Here is a 25067-nt window from a genome sequence, read left to right on the forward strand (position 1 = left end):
CCCCCGATCAGGTCCAGGCGTCGATCGAGAGGCTCCCGCCGGCTCGGCCGCGGACCGCTGCGGCGGTCGACTCCCTCACCCGATCGGCGGGTACCGGGAAGCCGGGAGTCGAGAAGATCCATCCCATCGTCTCGTCGTCGCTCAGGCCCGCGGGCACCTCTCCGTAGTAGGCCTTGCCGTAGACGGGGGTGCCCGGTTCGCTGCGCCAGCTGTCGGCGAGCCCGCCGATGTCCACGGCGTCGTAGCCGAGGTCGTCGAGCAGTGCGACGACCTCGGCCTTGGCGGAGGCGTCGTCGCCCGCGATCGGCATGCCGCTGCGGTCCGGCGCTCCCGACGGGCGGGCCAGGGCGGCGAGCTGGCTCGAGACGATGTTGCCGGCCGCCTTCACGACCCTCGAGCCGGCGAGGTGGCGCTGCAGCAGTTCGCTGGAGGTCACCTCGTTGCCGTCGAGCTCCGCGATGCGGCCGTCGCGTTCGGGGTAGTAGTTCAGCGTGTCGATCACGGTCTTGCCGGCCAGCTGCGCCGCCGGGAGGGTCTCGTACGCACCGAACGGGATGCTCACCACCACGAGGTCCCCGGCCTCGGCGGCTTCGACGGGAGTCGCTGCTCGGGCGCGAGGCCCGAGCTCCGCGACGAGGTCGGCGAGCGATCCGGGGCCGCGGGAATTGCTCAGGACGACGTCGATGCCTGCTGCGACGGCGTGGCGGGCCAGGATCCCGCCGATGGTGCCGCTGCCGATGAAGCCGAGTGTCGTGGTCATGGGGTCTCCTCGTGTCTGCTGGGGAAGCGGACCGATCGCGACGAGATGTCGTAAACGGACCGCACGGTCATTTTGCATACCGTAGCAGCAAGGTGACCGCTCGGTCATTTTGCGTAGACTGATCCCATGAGCAGTGGACCCTCCGCGACCGCGTCACCCCGTCCGATGCGAGCCGATGCTGTGCGGACCCGCGCGGCTCTGCTGAAGGCCGCCGCCGACGTGTTCGCCGATCGCGGCGCGGACGGCTCCATCGCCGAGATCGCGGCGCGGGCGGGCATCGGGAAGGGCACCGTCTTCCGCCACTTCCCGACGAAGGAGGACCTGCTCGCCGCGATCATCGGCGAGGAGATGGAGGAGCTGGCGGAGGTCGGTCGCGGGCAGGCGGAGCACGCCGATCCCGATGCTGCCCTGCTGCAGTTCATGAGCGCCGGCGTGGACCTCTACGCGACCAGGTCCCGAGCCTTCGTGCAGGCTCTCGGGACCATGCCCGATCGTCAGCACCCGGAGACCCGAGTCCGGTGGGAACAGCTGATCGGAGCGGCGGAGGTGCTCACGCGTCGAGCGCAGCGCGAGGGGTCGCTCCGCCCCGACCTGAACGGCGAGGACGTCATGCTGCTGATCTGCGGTGTGTACTACACGGCGGCGCCCCTGCTGGACTCCGACCCGTCGGCCTGGCGGCGGTACCTGCAGCTCACCTTCGACGGGATGCGCGCTCGGGAGGCCGGGCCGCTGCGCCCCGTGGGGGGCGAGGGAGGGGACCCTTCACGACCACCCTCCCCACCCTGGCAGTGACGGGCGTCACCGGCGTCCTCGGCGGCTCCGTCGCCCGCGCGCTCGCTGCCGACGGCGTCGCCCAGCGGCTGTTCGCCCGCATCCCCGCGAAGGCCCCGCGGCTGCCGGGCAGCATCGTCCACCCCTTCAGCTACAGCGACCGGCCCGCCTCGATCGAGGCGCTCACCGGCGTGGAGATCCGGCTCATGGTGTCCGCGTCCGAGAGCGCCGACCGCCTCGACCAGCACCGCACCTTCGTCGACGCCGCAGCCGCCGCCGGTGTCCGGCACATCGTCCACACATCGTTCATCGCCGCCGCCCCCGGCGCGGTCTTCACCCTCGCGCGCGATCACGGAGCGACGGAGGAGCACATCCGGGCGTCCGGCGTGGCGTGGACGTTCCTGAGGGACAGCTTCTCCATCGACTTCATGGAGGCGCTGGTGGGCGAGGACGGAGTGATCCGCGGCCCCGGAGGCGACGGCCGCGTCGCGATCGTGTCGCGCGCCGATGTGGCCCGCACCGCGGTGGCCGTGCTGCGCGACCCCTCCGCGCACGCCGGACGCACCTACGACCTCACCGGCCCCGAGGCGCTGAGCTTCGCGGAGATCGCCGCGACGATCGCCCGGGTCCGCGGCCGCGAGGTCTCGTTCCGCGACGAGAGCCTCGAGGAGGCCTACGCCTCGCGCGCCGTCTACGGCGCCCCCGACTGGCAGGTCGACGCCTGGGTGAGCACCTGCACCGCCGTCGCGAGCGGCGGCATGGCCGCGGTCAGCGACGCCGTTGAGACCGTGACCGGAGTCGCCCCGCAGTCGTTGGAGGCCTACCTGGCGTCGACGCCGCGCTGATCCGGGCCGGCGGCGTCCGCGCCGTCCCCGCCGTCCACCCCGTGAGACAGCCGGTGGTGCCGGGGTGAGGAGTCGACCGAGTGCTCAGCTTGGAAGATCGCGTCCGAGACGAGGCGGCGGGCGTGCTCGTCGACGAGCCGGTAGAAGACGCGGGTGCCGTCGTGCCGGGTGGTGACCATGCGCGCCAGGCGCAGCTTCGCGAGATGCTGCGACACGGCGGTGGGCGCCTTGTCGACGAGTCCGGCGAGCTCGGTGACGGAGCGCTCGCCGTCGCGCAGCGCGAGGATGATGCGGACGCGGGTGGCGTCGGCGAGCATCGCGAACACCTCGACGGCGAGTTCGACGTACTGGATGTCGTGGTCGGCCGGGGCGCGGTCTTCGTCCATGCGCCGATCCTGCCATGCGCCCGAGCGGCGGTCCTTCCGTGGGAGGAGGGGACCCTCCCGCACTCACCCGACTCCTGCACATCATCGAACCTGCGTGAGTATGCAGGTATAGAGTGGCGACTCCCGACGTCAGGAGTCGTCCCGTGCTGTCCGTCCTGCGCTCCCGCGCCTACCGCTCGCTGTTCGCCGCGCAGGTGATCGCGCTGATCGGCACCGGCCTGCTCACCGTCGCGCTGGGCCTGCTCGCCTACGACGTCGCGGGCGCGCGGGCGGGCGCCGTCCTCGGCACCGCGCTGACGATCAAGATGCTCGCGTACGTCGGCGTCGCTCCGGTGATCGCGGCGCTCGTGCACCGCCTGCCGAAGAAGGCCGTCCTCGTCGGCGCCGACCTGGTGCGGGCGGGAGTCGCTCTGTCGCTGCCGTTCCTGACGGAGATCTGGCAGATCTACGTCCTCGTGTTCCTCCTGCAGGCCGCGTCGGCGACATTCACGCCCGCCTTCCAGTCGCTCATCCCGGTGGTGCTGCCGGACGAGCGCGAGTACACGAAGGCGCTGTCGCTGTCGCGTCTCGCCTACGACCTCGAGGCGCTGGTCAGCCCGATCCTGGCCGCGATCCTCCTGACGGTGATCAGCTACCACTCCCTCTTCCTCGGAACCGTGATCGGGTTCCTCTGCTCCGCGATCCTCGTCGTGACGACCCCGCTGGGGGGCCGGCGCGAGGTCGCTGCCCCCGGCACCCTGTGGCAGCGCACCACCGCGGGGGTGCGCGTGTTCCTCCGCACCCCGTCGCTGCGGTTCCTGATGGGCCTGAACCTCACGGTCGGCGCCGCTACCGCACTCGTGCTCGTCAACACCGTCGTCTACGCCCGCGACGTGTTCGCGCTCGAGGACTCCAGCCTCGCCCTCGCGCTCGCCTGCTACGGCGGCGGCTCCCTCCTCGTCGCTCTCACGATTCCGCGGCTGATCGAGCGATGGGACGACCGGCGGGTCATGCTCGCCGGCAGCGTCCTCGCGATCTCCGGCCTCGCGCTCGCCGTCGCCGTGACGATCGCGTCCGCGAGCCGGCCGGGCGCCTGGTGGCTGCTGCTCGGGACCTGGGCGATCCTCGGCGCCGGGAACTCGCTGATGGGCACCCCGTCGTCGCGGCTGCTGATGCGGGCGGCGACGGAGGAGAACCGCAGCGCGATCTACACCGCGCAGTTCTCCCTCTCCCACGCCTGCTTCCTGCTCACCTATCCGCTCGCCGGCTGGATCGGCGCGGAGAGCCTCACCGCCGCGGCGATCGCGCTGCTCGCCCTCGCGCTCCTCGGCGCCGTCGTGGCTCGCCGAGCCTGGCCCGCGCAGCAGTCGGCCGAGCGGGCCGCCGCGCCGCAGCCCGCCGCGGCAGGAGGCCGGTCGTGACCGCCGAGCGGACGGCGAGGCGCGGAGGGCGAGCGGTGCGCGCTCCACTGGCCCTGCCGACGCTCCTGCCGGGCGTCATTCTCGCTGACGACCCTCCCCCCGGAGCCTGCTCACGAGGAGGCGCAGCTCCGAGTCGTGTATCCGCTTCCACTCCGAGACCTCCGGAGCCGCGAGCGGGTCGCCGTCCGCGCCGGCCGAGACGTACTGCAGCAGGGCGACGTCGACGAGGGTCGCGAACACGTCGTCATCAGCCTCGGTGGAGCGGCCGGCGACTCCGATCGTCGCGGAGCAGTCGATGCCCGGACCCGAGAGGGTGAGGGACCGCAGCTGGATCGGCCCCGAGGTCGTGCGCCTCGCGTGATCGGTCTTCGTGTGAGTGACGGTGATGACGACCCCGCCGACCGTTCGCTGCATGTGCCGCTCCTTCGCCTTCAGGCTCACGGGGAGTGAGGTGTCGACGCCCTCGGTGCCGGAACGGCCCGTTCTCGAAAGCCGAGGGGTGGGGAGTCCGTGGCGAACCTAGGGTGGACGCCATGGACACGACCCCGCCACCCCCGGACGAGTCGCGCGCTCAGGCGGAGCGCGCGCTGCGCGCCATCCGGAACGTGGACGACGGAGCCGACCCGGGTGCCGAGGCCTTCGCCCTCTCGAACGACTTCACCGATCGGCAGCTGGAGCGGCTGCGCGCCCTCTGGCGCCGCCGAGGGCGTCGCGGGAAGCCCGACCGCTCGAGCTGAGCGGAGCACGCGGGCCGGGCGCCCGGCCCGCGTCACTCCTCCGGATCGACCACGAGCGCGGTGCCGCCACCGCGACGCTCGGGTTCGGCGACCGCGGTCATCCGCCCCGAGGAGTCGACCTCGATCGCGGCGACGGCTCCGATCTCGGCGGCCGAGGTGAACGAGTCGCCCGAGGGCGTCAGCTGCTGACCGAAGGGCGCCAGGTCGTCGGCGTACGCCTCGATGAAGCCGGGCTCGGCGGTGGTCGCCGCCGTGTTGCGCTGCGAGGCCCGGGGAGCGGCCACCGCCTCCGGGAGGGTCATACCGAGGTCGATGCGGTTGACCAGCGTCTGGAGCACCGTCGTGATGATCGTCGATCCGCCCGGCGAGCCGACGACGAACTTCACCTCGCCGTCGTCGAGCACGATGGTCGGCGACATCGACGAGCGCGGGCGCTTGCCCGGCTCGATCCGGTTCGGATCGCCGTCGACGAAGACGGGGGAGAAGTCGGTGAGCTCGTTGTTGAGGAGGAAGCCGCGTCCGGGGACCGTCATGGCCGAGCCGCCGGTCTGCTCGATCGTCAGCGTGTAGGAGGCGGCGTTGCCCCACTTGTCGACGACGGAGAGGTGGGTGGTGGAGATGTTCTCGGTGTCGGCCTGCTCCTCGGAGAGGGCGGTCGCGCATCCGGAGCCGTCGATCGCGCCGGGAGCGACCGGGCGGACGGAGGCGGTCGTCGGGTCGATCGTGCAGTCCCGGGCGTCCGCGAACTCCTGGCTGAGCAGCGTGTCGGTGGGCACGTCGGTGAAGGCGGGGTCGCCGACGTAGGCGCCGCGATCAGCGAACGCGCGGGCCGACGCTTCGAGGTAGAGGTGCAGGGCACCGCCCGTGCTCTCGGCTCCGAGGTCGTGGTTCTCGAGGATGTTCAGCGCCTCGCCGACCGCGATGCCGCCGGAGGAGGAGGGCGCCATGCCGTAGACGTCGAGTCCGCGGTAGGAGACGCGGGTGGGCGCCTGCTCGAGGACGGAGTAGTCGGCGAGGTCGGCGGCGGTGAGCGAGCCGGCCGGAGCGGGCAGTGCGGAGTCGGGGGCGACGCGGGGGTTCTGGACCGTGTCGGCGATCTCGGCGGCCAGCGGTCCCTCGTAGAACGCGCTCGGACCCTGCGCCGCGATGCGGGTCAGCGTCTTCGCGAGGTCGAGGTTGCGGAAGGTGCTGCCGACCTTCGGGGCGTCGCCGCCGGGGAGGAACAGCTCCGCGGTGTCGGGGAACGCCTGGAACCGCTCGAGGTTGTCGAGCGTCTGGTTGCGGAAGGTCTCGTCGACCGGGAAGCCCTTGGCGGCCAGCGCGATGGACGGCGCGAGCACGACCGGGAGCGGCAGGGTGCCGAACCGGTCGACCGCGGTGTCCCACGTCGCGACAGTGCCCGGGACTCCGACCGCGACACCGGACGAGACGAGGTCGGGTGTGAAGGTGTACGGCGCGCCCGTCGCCGGGTCGAGGAAGGCATCGGGCGTGATGCCCGCCGGCGCGGTCTCGCGTCCGTCGATCGTGCTCACCTCGCCCGAGGCGGCGTCGAAGTAGACGAAGTAGCCGCCGCCGCCGATCCCGGCGCTGTAGGGCTCGGTCACGCCGAGGGCGGAGGCGGTCGCGACCGCGGCGTCGGCGGCGTTGCCGCCGCGCTTGAGCACCTCGAGCCCTGCGCGGCTCGCGCGGGCGTCGACGGACGAGACCGCGCCGCCGTAGCCGACCGAGGTCGAGGGCGAGACGACCGGCCCGCCGAGGGCGTCGCGGACGTCCCCGAGCGACGGCAGCCCGTCCCGTGGGAAGACCGGCCTGTCGAGAGCGGACGCCGGTGCGGCACCCGCCGCTCCGAGTGAGACGACCGCGACCAGCGCGAGCGCGATCCGGCGGAGACGGGGTGTCGTGTCCATGGCGTTCCTCCGGTGGAACTCGGTGGTGCGTGGCGGGTTCCCCCAACCTAGGGGGGTACGGGCGCACGGGCTAGGGGGCGGTCGGGTCTCGACGCGGCGCTCCTCCCGCATCGGCGGTGTCTCGGCCGGTCCTGTCCGCAGCTTCGGCTGCAGGAGTAAGGCCGGACGCGGTGGATCGCCGGACCTCGTCGGAATCGACGCGTTCAGCCTTACTTCTTCGGGCCGGACCGTTCGCACCCGAGGTTGAGACGGGCCGCGCGGGCCTCCTCCGGATCAGCGCCGCCTCCTGACCTCGGTTGCAGACGACACCCCTCTGCGGAACGCACCTCCGACCCCGACCCGACACCGTCGGCAACGCCCTCCGTCACCCTGGATCCGTGCAGCCGAGCGATCCGGTCCAGCCGTTCCGCCCCTCGACCCCTGACTCCGGGATCGACGATCTCCGAGCTCGCCTGCGAGGCGGGACGACGTCGTCGACCTGGCGCTGCGACAGCGGGCCATTCGCGGGCGGCCGCAGCATCGGTGGCCGATCCCGCCCCGCGTCCGCCTGCGCGGATCGATGAGCGGCGACAGAGCACGTGAACGACTCCATCCGCTCCGGCCCGCGGTCCGAGTCGCCACCGTGCCTGAGGCGACTCGGACCCGGGGAAGGGGCCTCGGCATTCCGTTCTCCGGGACGCGCGAGGTCCGCTCGTGCCGCGGCGGTCCGCCGTTCCGAGGTGGCCGATCCCGCCGCGCCGTCCTCAGAAGGAGACGCCCTTCACGCGATCCCAGTTGAAGGTGGACGGGGCACCCTCGACCGGGGTGAGCCTCTGCGTCACGCGGAAGGGCAGCACCTCGACGGGGATCGTGCCCCCGAGTTCCCCCTGCCCGAGCGTGCGACTGACGACGTAGGCATCCAATTTCACGACGCTGATCACCTTCCCGGATGCCGTGTCCGTCGTCGTCATCTCGAACGTGAGCGCACCGTCCTCGAGGATCTGCGGAATCCGCGCACTGGGCGCATCGATCGTCAGCGGAACGTTTCTCATGTCCAGACGACCGGCGCTGAGACTCAACGCGAAACAGTCGCCTCCGGCTGTCAGCGGATACGGTCGGGGCGATCCCAGGGCACCGGGCCTGGTGACCGTGATCGTTCGCGCCTGACCGGTGCTGGGGGAGCACACACCGTCCGTGTCTCTCGTCGTGACGGGTGCCGATGTGTCGGGGCCGCCCGGATCGACCTTGACCAGTTCGGTCGTGGATCCCTGTGCCGTCAGGGTCATGCGCGTCCAGGCGAGCTCGATGTACGTGCTGCCGTCACCGGCGGTGCTGATGTTCATCGCCACCGTAGTCAGGTCGCCGAACGTGTAGATCGCCGTACCGGCCGGTCGGTCGCAGGGGGCTGTCGAGGCACGGCACGCGGGTGATCCGGCCGACTGCGCCCCGAGCTGAACGCGGACACTCGCCATCGCTCGGTTCTCGAGCATGTCCTGCTGCAATCGGGTGGCGATCGGGCCCGCCTCGAGGGCCATGAACAGGGAGGACCAACTCGTCGGACCGGACTGGACGCCGGAGGTGGAGACCGCAGTCTCACGGGTCGACTGCAGGCAGAACGCCTGCCCGTCCAGGTAGACCGGTGCTGCGCCCGGATCGAAGGTGACGGCGACGAGGGGGGCGGTCTCGACCGTGCATCCCTCCGGGAAGTTCCTCGTGGCGTCCGCCGTCGTCTCGGCACCACCGGAAGGGCCTGCGGGACCAGCCGGGCCGGTGTCTCCCTGCTCGCCCTTGTCGCCCTTCTCGCCCTGCGGTCCGGTCTCGCCCTGGACACCCTGCAGGCCCTGCAGCCCCTGGGGGCCGACGAGACCCTCGATGCCCTGCTCGCCAGGAGCGGCGATCTGCACCCAGGCGTCCTGTCCGGATCCCGGAGCGACACCGGTGCTGTCCGCGATCGCGACGAAGGCTCCACCCGCATAGGCGACGACGCTGGACGGGGGTCCCACCTCGTACAGCCTGGATCCGCTCCACGGCGTGATGGTCGACCACGCAGCGGCGCCGTCCGTTCCCGCCGCACCCTGTGCACCGGTGGGGCCGGTCGCACCGTCTGCTCCGGTCGCACCCCGGGGTCCTGCCTCGCCCCGGGGTCCGGTGGCCCCCTGGCGTCCCGTCTCGCCCTGCACGCCCGTGGCTCCCTGAGGCCCGGTGTCACCCTGGGGTCCCGCTTCGCCCTGCGCGCCGGTGGCTCCCTGCGGCCCGGTCGCGCCCGTGGCTCCGGTGGCTCCCTTCGCCCCCGCGGCGCCCGTGGCTCCGGTGGCTCCCTTCGCCCCCGCGGCTCCCTTCGCCCCGGTGGCTCCCTTCGCTCCGGTGGCCCCCTTGAACCCTCGCGGCCCCGTGTACCCTCGCGGACCGGTGGCTCCGCGGGGGCCGGGCACGCCGGTGGCCGCGGTCGCAGCGGCACCCGTCGTGCTGCTGCTCGAGAGTGCGGACACGGCGTTCACCGAGGAGCCGTGGTCGGCTCCGACGGTCCAGCCGAGCGCGATCTCGGAGGTCTGCTCGCAGCTCGAGGGTGCCTCGACGGCGCGCAGTCCGCCGGTCGCGGAGCTGTAGCAGCCGACCTGACTCGCCTCGGCCGGCTCCTGCACCGCCAGAACGCTGCCAGCTGCCAGCGCGATCACCGCAGCGCCCGTGAGGACCCGAGCGAGCCGGGGGTACCGCCAGGAGGAAAAGGGCAGCTGCAAGGGAGTTCTCACCTTCGAGGGATCTGTCGCGTCACCGTGATGTGGACGCACCAGGGCCAGGAAGGTCGGAGCGAATTCCCGCTCCCATCGTAGAAGTCGACGCGAGCAACAGAATGGCCCCCGAACAGGGCGAGTTCGAGGGCTGAGGTCAGCAGCTCCTGATCGACGGCACCGAGCGTGGCGTCGCCGTGGTCGAGGACCGTGCCGGCGAACTGCTGGACGGTTCGGGCCATGCCGGTGAGGAGTGCTCCTACTTCGATGGCGGCGCAGAGGGAAAGGAGAGCGCATCCACCGTGCGCCCTCCTTTCCCTCTGTCACGGGAGACCGGTGCAATCAGATATTGGAGTGATTCCGCCGGCCTCGATCGAGAAGCCCGACTATCTCGTGCAGTCGGAATTGCTGATCGGATTCTTCCCGGAATTGGAGCAGGTCGCGATATTGCCCCAGGTCGACCAGTCCGACGGATTGTGCAGATAGATCGGAGAGGCGGGGGAATTCGCGACGTGATTCGCCGTGACGAGGTTCTTGTTGCCCGATCCGTCCGCGCGCGTGATCACCTGCACTCCGTACATCCGCGGATTGGACAAGGTGTTCCCGGCGGTCGTCCATCCGTTACCGGAGACCATCGTCAGCGACAGCACGTCGGTCGAGATGCGCGAGCCGCGGGCGACGACGTTGCCGATGATCATCCCGTCCCACGTCCCCTCCTTCGCCTCGATGGGCTCGGCGCCCGTGTCGCGGATGACGTTGTCGATCACCAGGTTGCGGTTCGACTTGTCCGGGGCGCAGCCGTTGTACTCGCACCAGTTGCGGTCGGAGGTGCCGACGTAGACGCCCTCGCCGTACTTCGCGGTGACGAGTCCCGTCCGGCTGATCGTGGAGCCCACGATGAGCGAGTCCACGGTCTGGTTGCGCAGGTGCACGCCCTCGTAGCCGATCTCGGAGACCGTCAGGTCCGCGATCCGGACCTGCGAGCTCGCGAGGACGTGCACGCCCTGGAACGCGTTCCTCACCGAGAAGCCGACGAGGTGCACGTTGTGCACGTCCCTGAGGGTCAGGGCGATGCCGGAGCGCGTGCTGCCGGTGGAGAGCACGGCGTTCGGGGAGCCGCACAGCCAGACACCCGCGGCGCTGTCCGGGATCGAGCGCAGATCGAAGGCGCCGGTGTACAGACCGTCCGCCATGCGGATGACCTGCCCGGGGCGGGCGCCGACGAGGGCGCTGCTCAGCTCCGAGGCGGTGCGCACGGTCTTCGTCGGAGTCGGGCAGTCCGAGGCGGCCTGCAGCGCGGCCCGCGTGCTCATCTGCTCGCCGGTGACGGTGGTCGGCGCGGTCACGGTGGACCTGCGGCCGTCGCTGTCTCGCGCGGTGATCCAGTAGGAGTAGGCCACTCCGAGCGCCGCGCCCTCGTCGCGGTACTGGCGGACCGGATCGGCGACCGTCGCGATCGTCTCGTCGCCGGAGCCCGAGCCGGAGGAGCGGTGCACGTCGTAGGAGACGACGTCGGAGGAGAACGGCGCGTTCCAGCCGAGGACGTAGCCGTCCACGAGGGGGAACGCCTGCACTCCGCCGACGGCCAGGCCGTCGCCCGCCAGCTCGAACGCGTCGATGATCAGGTTCTTGTCGCTGGACGCCCAGTTCTTCCGCCCGGTGTACGCGATCTTGACCGTGTGGACCGTGTCGGCCAAGTCCGAGCGCTCGAACACCGGCACCTGGTACTTCGTGGTGGAGCTGTAGCGGTCGACGGAGGCGACGACCTTGCCGTCGATGGACACGTCCGCGATCCCGGAGGTGGGGGTGGTGCGGCTGAGCCAGCGGAAGGAGGTGCCGGCGAAGGTGAACTGCACGCTGCCGGCGCCGTTCAGGTACTCGATGGTCCCTCCGCTGTCACCGCCGGTCATGGTGCGCCAGTCGCCGGAGTAGTCGAGCTTCCAGTGGCTGCCCTCGACGCGGAGCGGGTCGGTGCCGCTGGGGGTGAAGTCGGCCGTGGGAGTCGGAGTGGGCGGCGCCGTCGGAGTCGAGGTCGGGCGCGGGGTGGCGGTCGGAGTCGCCGTCGGTGTCGCGGTCGGAGTGGCCGTCGCGGTCGGCGTGGGGGAGGGGCTCGGCTCCGTCGGCGAGGCCTCCCTGCCGAGCTCGAACGCGTCGATGATCAGATTCGCATCGGTCGCCGCGGGGTTCTTCTCGCCCGTGTAGGCGATCTTCACGGTGTGCACCTGGTCCGGGAGCCCGATCCTGGTGAGGACCGGCACCTGGTACTGGGTCGACGACGAGTACCGGTCGACCTCGGTCAGGAGCTTGCCGTCGAGGTAGACGTTCGCGATCCCCGAGGTCACGCCCGTGCGGCTGATCCATCGGAAGGCGGTTCCGGTGAACTTGAACTGCACCCATCCCTCGCTGTTGAGGTACTTGATACCGCCGCCGCTGTCACCGCCCGACATGTCGCGCCAGGAACCCGAATAGGTGAGGTCGGCACTGCTTTCCTGCACCCTTATCGGGGTGGTCGGCGTGGGTTGGAGAATCGCCGCGGAAGCCGGCTGCGCTACTCCGCCGACGGTCAGAAGAGAGACCAGTGCGACGGTGAGAGCGCCGAATCGGAATCGGCGAGAAGACGCGGCAGTGGGGGCTGCGCGCGCAGAGGACGAGAAAGGCAAGAGAACTCCGCAGGGTCTCGAGGAAAGGGGATTGCCTCGAATCTACGTAGCCTTTATCGTCCTCTCTCCGATCGGAGCATTAATCGGGTTAGCCCTCCCCCAGATGGGCCGCACCCTCACCGGAAGCGAACCGAACGGCCTCACGCCCGTCCGGTCCCGTCCGCCCTCCGCCCTCACGGACGGAGAGGGGGCGAACCGGCGCGCCGAGCAGCACCCTCGGTCGCTGACGGCTCACAGATCCAGCAGCAGGAGCACCACCAGGTGCCCCACCACGATCACCGTGACCACCACCGCGACCGTCGCGATCACCCGCACGCCCCGTCGATCCTCCGCGCTCATCCGCTCAGTCAACCGCACACCGCTCAGGAAGCACGCGTCCCCCTCCCGGGGCGCACGGCTATCGTGCGGGGATGCCCACGAGCGATGAGACCTGGACCCTGGCCGACCACGACGTCCCGCTGTACCGCAGCGGAGAGGGCGAGCGCGCCCTCATCCTGATCCACGAGGTGTGGGGAGTGGACGGGCACATCCGCTCGGTCGCCGACCGGTACGCGGCCGAGGGGTTCCGCGTCGTCGCCCCCGAGCTGCTCGCCGACAGCGGCCTGCTCGAGCAGCTCGACACCGAGCAGCGGGCCGACTACGACCACCCCGTGCGGCGGCTGCCGCGGCAGGTCGAGCTGCGCACCTTCTTCGCGCCCGTGTTCACTCCCGAGCACGCGGCACGGAGCGTCGCGATCCTCCGCGCGCTCGTCACCCGCCTGCTGAGCGAGGACGGCGTGACGAGCGTCTCGGTCACCGGCTTCTGCTACGGCGGCACGTTCAGCTGGGCGCTGGCGCTCGCCGAGCGGCGACTCGCGGCGGCCGTCCCCTTCTACGGGCACGTCACGGCGTCCGACGAGGAGCTCGCGGCCCTCGAGGTCGGCGTGCTGGCCTTCGTCGGCGATCAGGACGCGCCGCTCGTCGAGCAGGTGCCCCGGATCCGCGAGGCGACGGCCGGGGAGGACGTCGAGGTGGTCGTCTACCCGGGCGCGGGCCACGCCTTCTTCAACGACTCGAACGAGGGCACCTACGTCCCGGAGGCGGCGGCCGACTCGTGGACGCGGGCGCTCGCGTTCCTCCGGGCCCGCGCGATCTAGGGCCTGGTGAACACGATCTCGCGTGCTCCGCTCGTCCTGATCGCACGATCTGCGGCGTCGGGAAACTCGACCACTGCCCGCAGTGGCCTTCGCTTCCCTCCATGCAGCTCGCACGATCAGGCCGTGCTCGCGACGGCGATCTCGTGTTCAACAGCCCCTAGGGGCCGGTGGGCACACCGGTCCTCAGCGGCGCGACCGCGTCGGCAGCAGACCCCGCTGCGCCGCGAGGACTCCCGCCTGGAACCGGCTCTCGGCGCCGAGCAGCTCGAACAGCACGGCGATGTGGCGGCGGCAGGTCCGCACGCTCATCCCGAGCCGCGCAGCGAGCGCGTCGTCCGTCAGACCCGAGGCGAGGCCGGCCAGCACCGAGCGCTGCACGGCGCTGAGAGGCACGTCCGGATCGACGGGGCTCGCGCTGAACGGGACGGCGAACTCCCACGCGGCGTCGAAGACGCGGGCGAGGGCCGATGCCAGATCCGGCGAGCGGACGACGAGGGCGGCGCGGTCGTCGTCGTCGCGGCCCCGCGAGACGACGGCGAGCGAGCGGTCGAAGACGACGAGGCGGAACGGCACGAGTGGCAGGGTGCGGAACTCGGCTCCCAGCGGCTCGAGCTGCTCGACGGAGCGCCTGGTGGCCGCGTGGTCGCGCCGGCGCTCGTGGTACAGGGTGCGGCGGAAGACTCCGCGGGCGAGGATCTCGCGGTCGGTCCCGTCGCTCGCGTCGTGCCGCTCGACGCTGCTCGTGCCCGGCGCGGCGATGAGGATCTCGCGGGTGGCGGTGCGCCCGAGATCCAGCAGGAGTCGCAGGACCGTCGCGGGGTCCTCGACCACCTCGATGTGCTCGGTGCCCGCGACGTCGCGCTGCGCACTGCGGTAGGCGGGCACGAGGGCCATCAGCTCGTTGCGGCGGCGCGAGATCGCGGCCTGGAGCTCGAGCACGCGGCGCTCGTCGTCGTCGACCAGCTCGGCCAGCGCGGTGTCGGGCGACGCGGTCCCGAAGGCCGATCCGCCCTCGTGCAGCGGGCGGAGCAGGCGGCTGCCGAGCAGCTCCTCGCGCGCCGACTCCAGGTCGCGGATCGCGAGCCCGAGCTCGTCGGACGCGCCCTCGAGGGTCCAGTCGCTGCGGACGCAGGCGTGCAGGTAGAGGGCGATCGCGTTCTCGCTCAGCACCGGTCGGCCCCCGTTCTCCCGCCTCGACGAGTCTAGGAGGGCGCTCGGCCGCGTCACCGCCGGGCGACCGCCGCGAGGACGGCCAGCTCGAGGGCGACCGCGGCTGCGACGACCGCGATCGCGACGGGGCCGACGACCGCGATCAACGGAGTGAGGGCCGCCAGCGCGAGGAACGGAGACAGCAGCCCGATCAGCACGCCAGCCCGTCGGGCCGCCGGGCGGGAGCGGACGAAGGGCACGACCGCGAGGCACAGGGCGGCGGCGGCGGCGATCACCACGGCGAGCAGAGCCACGGGAGACGTGCCCGGGACGACGAGCAGCACGGCGAGGGCGGCCCACGCGACGGAGCCGACCACGGCGGTCGGGCGCACGTGCGCGGCGGGGGAGCGGGTTCCGGTGACGGTCACGGTCATGGTGCGGTCCTCTCGGCGGGTGGTCCACCGGACCTCGCGGCCGGCGGTACTCCGAGACTCCGGCACCCGCACCGGTGCCGCCAGATCAGGCACTGGGCGCGGCAGCATGCTGACACGACCGGTATCCCCTACGCCCCGCAGAGCGGGAGTTCCGAGGGTGCCGAGGGTCGCGGCAGGATCCGGACACGGCAGCGTCCTGCCGCGCGTTCCGCTCACGCCGCCTCGGTCACCCGGCCCCCCTTCAGGTGCAGCCGACGCTGAGCGCGGCGTGCCACGGCGGAGTCGTGCGTCACGATCACGAGCGTCAGTCCGCGCTCGGTCCAGAGCGTCTCGAGCAGGGTCATGATGTCGTCGCGGGTGTCCTCGTCGAGGGCGCCGGTCGGCTCGTCGGCGAGCAGTACCCGGGGCCTCTTGACCAGGGCGCGGGCGATCGCGACCCGCTGCTGCTGCCCGCCCGACAGCTGGGCCGGGAGGTGCTCGCCGCGGTCGGCGAGTCCGACGGAGGCGAGGGCCTCGCGGGAGCGCTGCGTCCGCTCGGCGGCGGGCATCCGCTGCGGCGCGAGAGCCGTCTCGACGTTCTCGAGGGCGGTCAGCGTCGGGATCAGGTTGAAGCTCTGGAACACGATCCCCACCTCCGTCGCCCGCACCGCGGCGAGCCGGCGATCGCCGACGGACGAGATCTCGTGCTCGCCGAGGACGACCGTGCCCGAGGTGGGCCGGTCGAGCGCGCCGAGCATCTGCAGCAGCGTCGACTTGCCGCCGCCCGTCGGCCCCTGGATCGCGACCATCTGGCTGTCGGGGATGGTGAGGGTGACGTCCTTGAGCGCGGTGACCGCGGTCTGCGCGCCGGAGTAGCTCTTGGTGACGTTCGTGAGGGTGTACATGTCGTCCTTCGAGTAGGAGAGGGGTGTGGAGGTGGTCGGGTCAGCCGACCGAGCGGAGCGCCGCGGCGGGGCGCAGGCGCGCGGCCCGCCAGCCGCCGATCGTGCCGGCGAGCAGTCCGCCGAGGACCGCGAGGCCGACGGCGAGGAGGATCACCGGGATCGTGACCGGGAGCGAGAGCGCGACCTCCGTCGCCGTGGCCGCCACCGGCGCACCCGGCCCGAACCCTCCTCCGGGGCCGCCCGCGGACGTCGAGGCGGAGGCGCCCGACAGGGTGGGCGCGACGGCGTTCACGATCGCGATGCCGAGGAGGCCGATCGCGATGCCGGCGGCGCCTCCGATCAGGCCCTGCACGACCGACTCGCCCGCGACCTGCCGCACGACGCGGCCGTTCGACCAGCCGATCGCCTTCAGGGTGCCGAACTCGCGGGTGCGGCGGGTGACGCCCGAGATCGTGAAGAGCGTGGCGATCAGGAACGCCGCGGCCAGGACCAGCAGCGAGAGCCAGGTGCCGAGGTCCGCGACGAGGTCGCCGGCCGTCGAGAGCGACCCCGAGACGGAGGAGGCGAGGTCGGCCTGTGTCGCGACCGTGCTGTCGGGCAGGGCGGTCTCGAGGTCCGCCTGGATCCCCGCGATGTCCTCGGAGGACGCGGCCTGGACGTAGACGGAGGAGATCATCCCGGTCTCGCCCGAGAGCGTCTGCGCGACGTCGAGCGGGATGTAGGTGTCGGAGGCGGTGCTCGCGTCGGGGGAGTCGGTCGTGACGACGCCGATCACGGTGAACGCGGTGCCGCCGATCTCGACGGTCGAGCCGACGGACAGGGCGGCCGTGGTGGCGTAGGAGGAGTCGAGCACGACGACGTCCTGCCCGGCGTCCGCCGCGGTGAAGGTGCGCCCGTCGGTGAGGACGACGTCGGCGAGCGGGCCGATCGCGCTGCCCGCCGGGTCGAGGCCGAGCACCGAGAACGAGTCGACGCCGAAGGAGGAGCCGCCGGCCGGGGCCCCTGGGCTCGGAGCCGCTCCGGGCGCCGCGGCCTGCGACCGGTCCGGCATCTCGCCGCTGAAGGTGGTGCTGGTCAGCGAGAGCACGCCGATCGCCGTCTGCACGCCGTCGACCCCGAGGGCCGTGTCGACCGCCGAGGCGTCGAACGCGGTGGTCCCGCGATCGACCTCCAAGCGCGACTGGCTGACCGAGGTGGTGCCGCCGTCGGTGGTGCCGTCGTCCCCGCCGAAGTCGAACCGCTGGCCGCCCGCCCCGCCCTCGGTCGGCGCGGCCGCGGCCTGCGTCACGGTGATGTCGGTGCCGACCCCGTAGACGGAGCCGAGGACGGACGCCTGCGCGTTCCGGACCCCCGCGGCGAACGAGGTGACGAGGATCACGAGGGCGATCGCGAGCGCGAGACCCGCGGCGACGACGACCGTCTGCCGTCGCCGGTTGATGAGCTCCCTGCGGAGGTAGGTGGTGAACATCGTGTCCTTCCGGTCGAGGTGGGGAGGCCCCGGCACGGGGCGCTCGGCGGAGTCGTCCGCGCGATGCCCGACCGTAGGGACGGCACTTCTGCGTGGCGCATCGAGGAGCTGTGGGCAGTCCATGAGGCGCGGCCCCGTCGTGTCCCGCTCCGCACGCCTCCGACAGAGGGGCGCGCTTCTGCGCCAGGTCGGTCGGCCCGGTCAGGGGCCACCCGGTCGAGGGTGACGGTGCAGTCGACAACGCGGTGGGTGTCGATGACGGGCGCGGCGGCCCGGAACTGCGCGGATTCCTCCGCTCACGACGGGCAGGAGGGTCCCAGGCAACTCTCAGCCGAAGTGGAGTCGAGGATTCGTCGCACGGGACGGAGGCGTGGATCGCGCCGCGGTCCCGTCCCTACCTTTCCCGTACAGGCGTGAGGTGGATCACCGCACAGCCGCCCTCCGACCTCACTCCCACCTCCTCGAAAGGGAACACGTGCCCGAGAACTCACTCTCCCGCCGCAGTCTCACCACGTCCGCCGTCTGGAGCGTCCCCGTCGTCGCGGCGGCCGTCGCCGCCCCGATGGCCGCCGCCTCCGTCGCCAACGCGACGCTCGCGTGGAGCGGCAACGCCTCGAACCTGGCGACGCTGAACCTTCTCGATACCGGCGGCACGGTGACCGCCACGGCGCTGATCACCCGTCCGACTCAGTTCACCCTCACGAACGGCGACGGTGCCATCTCGGGCGAGACCGGAACGGTGACGATCATCGTTCAACGACCGGCCGGCATCAACATCCCCGTTGGAAGGGCTCGCGGCTTCGGAGTCAGCCAGTACAACGGCGTCGCGACCACATCGGGGGCGCGCACCGCCGTTTATCAGAGGGCGGCCATCACCAACCTCGCGTACGGATTCCCGCTCACCTCGTTCACGACGACGCAGCCGATCACCATCGCGTCGAACGGCACTCTGACTGTGCCCGTCGTGTTCGGTCTGGCCGGCTTCAGCGACCTGCTCGCCATCAGCGCTGTCGCGACCTTCCCGGTGACCCTCTCCGTCGTCGTCGCGGGCAGGACCCTGTCGGCGACGAGCACCATCACCGTGCCCGTCGGCGCTGGCGTCCTCTGACCCCACGACCGCGGAAGCGCCAGGACCTCCTCGGGGTCCTGGCGCTTCGTCGTTCCCGGAGTGGTCCGTCCACCGCCGAGGACTTCCCGTCACCGCTCGCCCGGTCCTAGGCTCGCGCTCAACCGGAACGAGCCGACGGAGGCGCCGATCATGACTGCGACACGCGAGAGCACGACCGCACCGCCGGAGCTGAAGCGGGTCCTCGGACCCAAGCTCCTCCTCCTGTTCGTCGTCGGGGACATCCTCGGCACCGGCATCTACGCGCTGACCGGGCAGGTGGCCGCCGAGGTGGGCGGAGCGGCCTGGCTGCCGTTCCTGATCGCCTTCGTCGTCGCCACCCTCACCGCCTGCTCGTACCTCGAGCTCGTGACCAAGTTCCCGCAGGCGGCCGGAGCGGCGCTCTACGCCCACAAGGCGTTCGGGATCCACTTCGTCACGTTCCTGGTCTGCTTCACGGTGATGGCGAGCGGCATCACCTCGGCGTCCGCCGCCTCCGGAGCGTTCGCGAGCAACTTCGCCATCGGCTTCGGCCTGGGCGAGGGGGCCGGCGTCAAGATCACGATCGCGCTCGTCTTCATGGTGCTGATCGCCCTCGTGAACCTGCGCGGGGTCGCCGAGAGCGTGGGCCTGAACGTGGTCCTCACCCTGATCGAGCTCTCGGGCCTGCTGCTCGTGATCTTCGTCTGCTTCTTCGCCGTGTTCGGCGGGCAGGCCGACTTCTCGCGGGTCGTCGCGTTCGAGACGTCGGGCGACAAGTCGCTGCTGCTGGCGGTCAGCGCGGCGACGTCGCTCGCGTTCTTCGCGATGGTCGGCTTCGAGGACTCGGTGAACATGGCGGAGGAGACCAAGGAGCCCAGCCGCATCTTCCCGAAGGTGATGCTCACGGGGCTCGGCATCACCGCGGTGGTCTACATCCTCGTCTCGACCCTCGCGGTCGCGATCGTGCCGGTCGGCGAGCTGGCCGGCAACGACACTCCGCTCGTCACGGTCGTCGAGACCGCCGCGCCCGACTTCCCGATCTCGACGCTGCTGCCGTTCATCTCGCTGTTCGCGGTCGCCAACAGCGCGCTGATCAACATGATGATGGCGAGCCGCCTGCTCTACGGCATGAGCAAGCAGGGCGTGCTGCCGCCGTTCCTGAAGAACGTGCTGCCGGGGCGCCGGACGCCGTGGGCGGCGATCCTGTTCACCACCGTCATCGCGCTGCTGCTCACCGCGTACGTGTCGCGCGACCCGCAGAACCCCATCGCGGTCCTGCTCGGCGGCACCACGTCGCTCCTGCTCCTCGCGGTCTTCGCCGTGGTGAACGTCTCGGTCCTCGTGCTGCGGCGGCAGCCGGTGGACCACCAGCACTTCCGGACGCCCACGGTGCTGCCGGTGCTGGGCGCGATCGCGTGCGTCTACCTGGTGCTGCCGATCACCTCCGGGCGCGACATCGCGCAGTACGAGATCGCGGCGGTGCTCCTCGTGATCGGCGTGCTGCTCTGGTTCGCGACCTTCGTCGATCGGCGGGTCCGCGGCTATGCGCGCTCGGCGGCGGTGGAGGAGCCCGAGCAGCCGGCGGACGCGCACAGCGACCGCATCGACCGCCCATAGCGTCCTCATAGGCTTCTCCCGATACTGGGAGTCATGCCCGCCCCCTCGAAGCACCTCGCCCCCGCGCAGCGCACCCGCCTCACGCGCGCCGACGGATCCCCGATCCGCGTCCTCGTCGTCGACGACGAGAGCACCCTCACCGACCTGCTCCAGATGGCGCTGCGCTACGAGGGCTGGGAGGTGCGCACCGCGGCCGAGGGCCGCTCGGCGATCACGATCACGCGCGAGTTCCGCCCCGACGTGATCGTGCTCGACGTGATGCTGCCGGACATCGACGGACTGCAGGTGCTGCAGCGGGTGCGCGCCGACGGCAGCCAGACCCCCGTACTCTTCCTCACCGCGAAGGACGCGCTCGACGACCGCATCGCGGGTCTCACCGCGGGCGGCGACGACTACGTCACCAAGCCCTTCTCGCTCGAGGAACTCGTGGCACGGATGCGCGGCCTCATCCGCCGCAGCACCCTGCTCGCGAACGACGTCGACGACCCGCGCGTGATCGTCGGCGACCTGGTGCTCGACGAGGACAGCCACGAGGTGCGCCGCGGCGACACCGAGATCGAGCTCACCGCGACCGAGTTCGAGCTGCTGCGCTTCCTGATGCGGAACCCCCGCCGGGTGCTGAGCAAGGCGCAGATCCTCGACCGGGTCTGGTCCTACGACTTCGGCGGCAAGTCGAGCGTGGTCGAGATCTACATCTCCTACCTGCGCAAGAAGATCGACGCCGGACGCGCGCCGATGATCCACACGGTGCGCGGCGCCGGCTACCTGCTGAAGCCCGCCGACTAGTGGCGCGGCCCGGCTTCGGCGACTTCGCGACCCCCTCGGCGCTGCGCGGCTCCCGATCGCGCCGCTCCGGCGGGCGCGCGCCGTGGACTCTCCGGCGCCGGATGGTCCTCGCCGTCGTCCTGATGGTCGCGATCACCGCGGGCGTCGTCGGCGCGGTCAGCGTGCTCTCGCTCCGGGGGATCCTCTACGAGAGCACCGACGCGCAGCTCTCCCAGTCCCTGACGCGGCTGCAGGAGTTCGACGGCCCCGGGCAGTTCGCCGGTCCCTCGGCCATCGAACGCGCCACGACCTGCCCGACCGGTTCGTTCGGCGGCCCGAACCAGAACCTCAGCACGATCACGGCCGTGCAGAACGCCGACGGCTCGTTCGTCGGCGCCTACATCGATGCGGACGGAGACTGCCGCGAGTTCGCGGAGCAGCCGGACTCGGTGCTCGCGCAGTCGATCGCCGCCGGCGGGGCCGAGACGACGGTCGATCTGGGCGGCGTCCTCGGGGAGTACCGCACGCGGGCGGCCGTCGTGGACGGCTCCGTGGTCGTCGTCGGCGTGCCGCTGGGCGAGACGACGCAGGTGCTGAGCTCGCTGACCGGAGTGGTGATCGCGATCACGCTGCTCGCGATGCTGCTCGTCGCGCTGATCGCGACCGCGATCATCCGGGTCGCCCTGCGGCCGCTGGACCGGGTGGAGGCGACGGCCACGCGCGTCGCCGAGCTGCCGCTCGAGCGCGGCCAGGTCGAGCTGGTCGAGCGGGTCCCGGAGGAGGACGCCGACACCCGCACCGAGGTCGGTCGGGTGGGCGCCGCCTTCAACCGGATGCTCGACCACGTCACCGGGGCGCTGCAGTCCCGCGAGGCGAGCGAGAACAAGGTGCGGCAGTTCGTCGCCGACGCCTCGCACGAGCTGCGCACGCCCCTCGCTGCGATCCGCGGCTACGCCGAGCTGCCCCGCCGCTCCGGATCGGAGCTGCCGGAGACGGCCGCCCACTCCCTCGAGCGCATCGAGTCGGCCGCCACCCGCATGACCTCGCTCGTCGAGGACCTCCTGCTCCTCGCGCGGCTCGACGAGGGCCGCGATCTCGAGAAGGAACCGGTGGACCTGACGATGCTGCTGATCGAGGCGGTCTCGGACGCGCACGTCGCCGGCCCCGACCACGACTGGGACCTCGACCTGCCGGAGGAGCCGGTCGAGATCCGCGGCGACGGCTTCCGACTGCACCAGGTCGTCGCGAACCTGCTGCGGAACGCGTCGGTGCACACGCCCGCCGGCACCCGGGTGGTGGCGGCGCTCGCGGAGGAGCGCGACCCCGCCGGCCGGCCGATCGCGGTCGTGACGGTCACCGACTCCGGCCCGGGCATCGCTCCGGAGCTCGTGCCCGTGCTGTTCGAGCGCTTCGCCCGCGGCGACTCGTCCCGCGCCCGGACGACCGGCTCGACCGGCCTCGGCCTCGCGATCGTGGCCGCGGTCGTCGAGGCCCACGGCGGACGCGTCCTGGTGGACTCGGAGCCCGGCCGCACCGCGTTCCGCGTCGAGCTGCCGGCCGGCTGACGCTCGTCTAGACCGACACCCCGATGCGGCGCCGGGCGTCGTCGAGCGTCCGCACGACCTGCACGACCTCGTCGAGCGGATGCAGCGGCGACTCCGTGCGCCCCTCGGCCAGGTAGGTCGCCAGGTGCACGGCCTCCCAGGCCAGCCCCTCGCCGTCGCGCAGCGGTGACTCGTCGAGCCAGGTCCCGGAGTCGTCCCCGCGTGTGAGCGTCACTCCGCCCGGTCGCCAGAAGGCCGGGTGCACGTCGATCCGGCCCTCGCTGCCCGCGACGCTCGCGGCCTGCAGGGTGTCGGCCAGCACGGTCGAGGTGGCGAGCGACTGCACGCCGCCCGCGTGGCGGCCGACGATCGTGGCGGTCGCGTCGACTCCGGTCTCGGTCAGCCCGCCCGACACGACGGTGCTCTGCGGGGTGCCGGCGACCATCGACACGAACGAGGACGCGTAGACGCCGACGTCGAGCAGCCCGCCGCCCGCCAGCGCGGGGTCGAAGATGCGGCTGGTCGGGTCGAACGGGAACGCCGCCCCGAAGTCGGCCGAGACCAGGGCGGGCGCGCCGACCGCGCCGTCCTCCATCAGGCGGCGCACGACGTCCATGTGCGGGAGGTAGCGCATCCACATCGCCTCCATGGCGAAGACGCCGGCGTCGCGCGCGGCGTGCACGATCATCTCGGCCTCGCCCGGAGTCGGCGCGAACGGCTTCTCGACCAGGATGTGCTTGCCCGCGGCGATGGCGAGCAGCGCCTGCCGGGCGTGCTCGGAGTGCGGGGACGCGATGTAGACGACGTCGACCTCGGGGTCGTTCACGACCGCCTCGTAGCCCGCGGAGGCCCGGGCGATGCCGAAGCGGTTCGCGAACTCCTGCGCGCGCTCGAGCGAGCGCGAGCCGACGGCCACGACCTCCTGGCGCGTGTGCGTGCGCAGCGCGGTGACGAAGCTCGTGGCGATGCCGCCCGGGGCCAGGATCCCCCACTTCAGAACGGGGGAGTCGAGGAGGGAGGGGAGACGGGGTTCCGGAAGCGTCAGTGCCATCCCTCCACGCTAGGGCCCGGGTGCGGGCGCGCGCGAGGGGTCGACGACGGAGTGGTCAGCGCCCGCGACGCAGCACCCGCTGCAGCAGCGGCACCGGCTCCCGCTCCGTCGGCTCCTCCACCTCGAGTCCGTAGAAGCGGCCGATGTCGCCGACGAACGCCGCACGCCGGGCCTTGTCGTAGGCGCGCAGCTCGCGGCGGAACGCGATCACCGTCGCGACGCACATCAGGATCATCACCACGCTGAACGGCAGCGCCGACAGGATCGCCGCCGTCTGCAGGGCGTCGAGACCGCCGGCGATCAGCAGGGCGATCGCGAGCAGTGCCGTCGCCAGGGCGAAGAACACGCGGATCGGGTTCTTCGGCTCGACGGAGCCGCCGGTCGCGATCATCGCCATCACCAGGGCGCCGGAGTCGGCCGAGGTGACGAAGAAGACGCCGATCAGGAGGATCGCGCCGAACGTCACGACGACGCCTCCCGGCAGGTCCGCCAGCATCTGGAAGAGCGCGAGGTTCGAGTCGACGGAGCCGTCCGCTCCGACCAGTCCGCCCGAGCCGTACAGCTCGCGGTACAGGGCCGCACCGCCGAGCACGCTGAACCAGAGGAACGTCATGATCGTCGGCACCAGGAGGACCCCGGCGACGAACTCGCGCACCGTGCGGCCCTTCGAGACGCGGGCGATGAAGATGCCCACGAACGGCGCCCACGACATCCACCAGCCCCAGTAGAACGTGGTCCAGCTCCCCTGCCACGCCTCGCCGTCCGCCCCCGCGAAGGCGCTGACGGTGAAGGAGAGGCCGAGGAAGTTCTGCAGGTAGTTGCCGAGCGACTGCACGAACTCGCGCAGGAGGAACTGGGTCGGCCCGGTGAAGAGGACGAACAGGAGCAGAGCCCCGGCGAGGATCAGGTTGCCGGACGACAGCCACTTCATGCCCCGGCCGACGCCGGAGACCAGGGAGAGGATCGTGATGCCGACGACCACGGCGATGACGACGAGCTGGACCGTGAGGGAGGACTCGACGATGCCGGAGGCCTCGAGCCCGGCCGAGATCTGCGTGACGCCGAGGCCGAGCGAGGTCGCGACTCCGAAGACCGTGCCGATCAGCGCGACCACGTCGATCGCGTTGCCCCAGCCGCCGCGCACGCGCCGGCCGAGCAGCGGCTCGAGCGCCCAGCGGATCGAGACGGGGCGCCCTCGGCGGTGGATCGCGTAGGCGAGGGCGAGGCCGACCACGACGTAGATCGACCAGGCGTGCACGCCCCAGTGCAGGTAGGTCTGCGACAGGGCGCTCTGCGCGAGCTGCTGCTCGGTGCCCGTCACTCCGGGCCGCGGGTTCGAGAAGTGGTTCAGCGGCTCGGCGACGCCGTAGAAGACGAGGCCGATGCCCATGCCGGCGGCGAAGAGGAGGGAGATCCACGCGAGCATCGAGAATTCGGGCTCGTCGTCGTCCTTGCCGAGCTTGATGTCGCCGAAGCGGCTGACGCCCATCCAGATCGCGAAGGCCACGAACGCGGCGGCGAGGAGCACGTAGTACCAGCTGAAGGTGTCGACCACCGTCGTCTGGAGGGAGGAGAACACCGCCGTCGCGGTGCCGGGTGCGAGCAGAGCGAAGGCGACGATCGCGAGGATCAGTGCGACGGCGGGCCAGAAGACCCAGGGCGCCAGGCGCTCCGTGGGCCGGGCGGAGCCGGTCGTGACCGGTGACTCGGACATGGTGGAACCCTCTCGTCGAAACGGACAAGGGTACACGGCGCCCT

At 71.7% G+C, this 25067-nt stretch carries 22 protein-coding genes; 9 read left to right on the forward strand and 13 right to left on the reverse strand.

The window, feature by feature from the left end; translation table 11 throughout:
* Positions 1-7 precede the first annotated feature (7 nt).
* Positions 8-760, reverse strand: coding sequence for an NADPH-dependent F420 reductase (locus LRG51_RS15495; protein WP_230673495.1), 753 nt, complete (start codon positions 758-760; stop codon positions 8-10).
* Positions 761-886: 126 nt separating this feature from the next.
* Between LRG51_RS15495 and LRG51_RS15500 the strand changes: the two genes are divergently transcribed.
* Together LRG51_RS15500 and LRG51_RS15505 are read left to right on the forward strand one after the other, a co-directional pair.
* Complete coding sequence (locus tag LRG51_RS15500; protein WP_230673497.1) at positions 887-1552, forward strand: TetR/AcrR family transcriptional regulator; 666 nt, start codon at positions 887-889, stop codon at positions 1550-1552.
* Complete coding sequence (locus tag LRG51_RS15505) at positions 1549-2376, forward strand: SDR family oxidoreductase (RefSeq protein ID WP_230673499.1); 828 nt, start codon at positions 1549-1551, stop codon at positions 2374-2376. The genes LRG51_RS15500 and LRG51_RS15505 overlap by 4 nt, the downstream gene beginning before the upstream one ends.
* On the opposite strand, the gene LRG51_RS15510 is transcribed toward LRG51_RS15505, so the two are convergent.
* A complete protein-coding gene (locus LRG51_RS15510) occupies positions 2352-2762 on the reverse strand; it encodes an ArsR/SmtB family transcription factor (RefSeq protein ID WP_230673501.1) in 411 nt (136 codons plus the stop codon). The two genes, LRG51_RS15505 and LRG51_RS15510, sit on opposite strands and share 25 nt — an antisense overlap.
* 143 nt (positions 2763-2905) lie before the next feature.
* Here LRG51_RS15510 and LRG51_RS15515 point away from each other — a divergent pair, with 143 nt between their 5' ends.
* Positions 2906-4162, forward strand: a complete 1257-nt coding sequence (locus tag LRG51_RS15515; protein ID WP_055790845.1) for an MFS transporter — start codon at positions 2906-2908, stop codon at positions 4160-4162.
* Positions 4163-4237: 75 nt separating this feature from the next.
* Here the strand turns inward: LRG51_RS15515 and LRG51_RS15520 are convergent, their stop codons facing one another.
* On the reverse strand, positions 4238-4576 hold the full coding sequence (locus LRG51_RS15520; RefSeq protein WP_157603144.1) for a hypothetical protein: 339 nt from the start codon (positions 4574-4576) through the stop codon (positions 4238-4240).
* 119 nt (positions 4577-4695) lie between these two features.
* On the opposite strand from LRG51_RS15520, the gene LRG51_RS15525 reads away from it, so the two are divergent.
* Positions 4696-4899, forward strand: coding sequence for a hypothetical protein (locus LRG51_RS15525; protein WP_230673503.1), 204 nt, complete (start codon positions 4696-4698; stop codon positions 4897-4899).
* A 32-nt stretch (positions 4900-4931) separates the two neighbouring features.
* Here LRG51_RS15525 and ggt read toward each other — a convergent pair whose 3' ends face one another.
* From ggt to LRG51_RS15545, 4 genes are all read right to left on the reverse strand, one after another.
* Positions 4932-6806 carry a gamma-glutamyltransferase gene (gene ggt, locus LRG51_RS15530; protein ID WP_230673505.1) on the reverse strand — a complete coding sequence of 625 codons (1875 nt, stop codon included), beginning with the start codon at positions 6804-6806 and terminating at the stop codon, positions 4932-4934.
* A 743-nt stretch (positions 6807-7549) separates the two neighbouring features.
* Positions 7550-9535, reverse strand: coding sequence for a hypothetical protein (locus tag LRG51_RS19605; RefSeq protein WP_329958743.1), 1986 nt, complete (start codon positions 9533-9535; stop codon positions 7550-7552).
* Positions 9532-9756 carry a hypothetical protein gene (locus LRG51_RS15540; RefSeq protein ID WP_230673507.1) on the reverse strand — a complete coding sequence of 75 codons (225 nt, stop codon included), beginning with the start codon at positions 9754-9756 and terminating at the stop codon, positions 9532-9534. Before LRG51_RS15540 ends, LRG51_RS19605 begins: the two co-directional genes overlap by 4 nt.
* Positions 9757-9900: 144 nt before the next feature.
* Positions 9901-12009 (reverse strand): right-handed parallel beta-helix repeat-containing protein, encoded by a 2109-nt coding sequence (locus LRG51_RS15545; RefSeq protein ID WP_230673509.1) that lies wholly within the window; start codon positions 12007-12009, stop codon positions 9901-9903.
* Positions 12010-12584: 575 nt separating this feature from the next.
* On the opposite strand from LRG51_RS15545, the gene LRG51_RS15550 reads away from it, so the two are divergent.
* Complete coding sequence (locus LRG51_RS15550) at positions 12585-13310, forward strand: dienelactone hydrolase family protein (RefSeq protein ID WP_055790866.1); 726 nt, start codon at positions 12585-12587, stop codon at positions 13308-13310.
* Between the two features lie 183 nt (positions 13311-13493).
* Here LRG51_RS15550 and LRG51_RS15555 read toward each other — a convergent pair whose 3' ends face one another.
* The 4 genes from LRG51_RS15555 to LRG51_RS15570 all read right to left on the reverse strand — a co-directional run bounded on the left by LRG51_RS15555 (position 13494) and on the right by LRG51_RS15570 (position 17245).
* Entirely contained in the window at positions 13494-14480 is a 987-nt protein-coding gene (locus LRG51_RS15555; protein ID WP_055790869.1) for a helix-turn-helix domain-containing protein, read from the reverse strand.
* A gap of 53 nt (positions 14481-14533) precedes the next feature.
* Positions 14534-14893: a hypothetical protein gene (locus LRG51_RS15560; RefSeq protein WP_055790870.1), complete on the reverse strand. Its 360-nt coding sequence runs from the start codon at positions 14891-14893 to the stop codon at positions 14534-14536.
* Between the two features lie 212 nt (positions 14894-15105).
* Complete coding sequence (locus tag LRG51_RS15565; protein WP_055790873.1) at positions 15106-15777, reverse strand: ABC transporter ATP-binding protein; 672 nt, start codon at positions 15775-15777, stop codon at positions 15106-15108.
* A 40-nt stretch (positions 15778-15817) separates the two neighbouring features.
* A complete protein-coding gene (locus tag LRG51_RS15570) occupies positions 15818-17245 on the reverse strand; it encodes an ABC transporter permease (RefSeq protein ID WP_055790876.1) in 1428 nt (475 codons plus the stop codon).
* 475 nt (positions 17246-17720) lie between these two features.
* Here LRG51_RS15570 and LRG51_RS15575 point away from each other — a divergent pair, with 475 nt between their 5' ends.
* The 4 genes from LRG51_RS15575 to LRG51_RS15590 all read left to right on the forward strand — a co-directional run bounded on the left by LRG51_RS15575 (position 17721) and on the right by LRG51_RS15590 (position 22279).
* Positions 17721-18353: a hypothetical protein gene (locus LRG51_RS15575; protein WP_055790879.1), complete on the forward strand. Its 633-nt coding sequence runs from the start codon at positions 17721-17723 to the stop codon at positions 18351-18353.
* Between the two features lie 150 nt (positions 18354-18503).
* Positions 18504-19949, forward strand: coding sequence for an APC family permease (locus LRG51_RS15580; RefSeq protein ID WP_055790882.1), 1446 nt, complete (start codon positions 18504-18506; stop codon positions 19947-19949).
* 33 nt (positions 19950-19982) lie between these two features.
* A complete protein-coding gene (locus LRG51_RS15585) occupies positions 19983-20735 on the forward strand; it encodes a response regulator transcription factor (RefSeq protein ID WP_230673511.1) in 753 nt (250 codons plus the stop codon).
* Between the two features lie 101 nt (positions 20736-20836).
* The gene (locus tag LRG51_RS15590) at positions 20837-22279 is read left to right on the forward strand and encodes a sensor histidine kinase (RefSeq protein ID WP_230673513.1); all 1443 of its coding nucleotides are present in this window, start codon (positions 20837-20839) and stop codon (positions 22277-22279) included.
* A 7-nt stretch (positions 22280-22286) separates the two neighbouring features.
* On the opposite strand, the gene LRG51_RS15595 is transcribed toward LRG51_RS15590, so the two are convergent.
* On the reverse strand, positions 22287-23309 hold the full coding sequence (locus LRG51_RS15595) for a Gfo/Idh/MocA family protein (protein ID WP_230673515.1): 1023 nt from the start codon (positions 23307-23309) through the stop codon (positions 22287-22289).
* 55 nt (positions 23310-23364) lie between these two features.
* A complete protein-coding gene (locus tag LRG51_RS15600) occupies positions 23365-25023 on the reverse strand; it encodes a BCCT family transporter (RefSeq protein ID WP_230673517.1) in 1659 nt (552 codons plus the stop codon).
* Between the last annotated feature and the right edge of the window lie 44 nt (positions 25024-25067).

The organism is Rathayibacter sp. Leaf248 (assembly GCF_920939495.1).
Classification (GTDB): Bacteria; Actinomycetota; Actinomycetes; order Actinomycetales; family Microbacteriaceae; genus Rathayibacter; species Rathayibacter caricis.

Coding starts and splice junctions, on each gene's coding strand:
- LRG51_RS15495 (WP_230673495.1), bottom strand. CDS start 760: ATGACCACGACACTCGGCTTCATCGGCAGCGGCACCATCGGCGGGATC.
- LRG51_RS15500 (WP_230673497.1), top strand. CDS start 887: ATGAGCAGTGGACCCTCCGCGACCGCGTCACCCCGTCCGATGCGAGCC.
- LRG51_RS15510 (WP_230673501.1), bottom strand. CDS start 2,762: ATGGACGAAGACCGCGCCCCGGCCGACCACGACATCCAGTACGTCGAA.
- LRG51_RS15520 (WP_157603144.1), bottom strand. CDS start 4,576: ATGCAGCGAACGGTCGGCGGGGTCGTCATCACCGTCACTCACACGAAG.
- LRG51_RS15525 (WP_230673503.1), top strand. CDS start 4,696: ATGGACACGACCCCGCCACCCCCGGACGAGTCGCGCGCTCAGGCGGAG.
- ggt (WP_230673505.1), bottom strand. CDS start 6,806: ATGGACACGACACCCCGTCTCCGCCGGATCGCGCTCGCGCTGGTCGCG.
- LRG51_RS15540 (WP_230673507.1), bottom strand. CDS start 9,756: ATGGCCCGAACCGTCCAGCAGTTCGCCGGCACGGTCCTCGACCACGGC.
- LRG51_RS15550 (WP_055790866.1), top strand. CDS start 12,585: ATGCCCACGAGCGATGAGACCTGGACCCTGGCCGACCACGACGTCCCG.
- LRG51_RS15560 (WP_055790870.1), bottom strand. CDS start 14,893: ATGACCGTGACCGTCACCGGAACCCGCTCCCCCGCCGCGCACGTGCGC.
- LRG51_RS15565 (WP_055790873.1), bottom strand. CDS start 15,777: ATGTACACCCTCACGAACGTCACCAAGAGCTACTCCGGCGCGCAGACC.
- LRG51_RS15570 (WP_055790876.1), bottom strand. CDS start 17,245: ATGTTCACCACCTACCTCCGCAGGGAGCTCATCAACCGGCGACGGCAG.
- LRG51_RS15580 (WP_055790882.1), top strand. CDS start 18,504: ATGACTGCGACACGCGAGAGCACGACCGCACCGCCGGAGCTGAAGCGG.
- LRG51_RS15585 (WP_230673511.1), top strand. CDS start 19,983: ATGCCCGCCCCCTCGAAGCACCTCGCCCCCGCGCAGCGCACCCGCCTC.
- LRG51_RS15590 (WP_230673513.1), top strand. CDS start 20,837: ATGGTCCTCGCCGTCGTCCTGATGGTCGCGATCACCGCGGGCGTCGTC.
- LRG51_RS15595 (WP_230673515.1), bottom strand. CDS start 23,309: ATGGCACTGACGCTTCCGGAACCCCGTCTCCCCTCCCTCCTCGACTCC.
- LRG51_RS15600 (WP_230673517.1), bottom strand. CDS start 25,023: ATGTCCGAGTCACCGGTCACGACCGGCTCCGCCCGGCCCACGGAGCGC.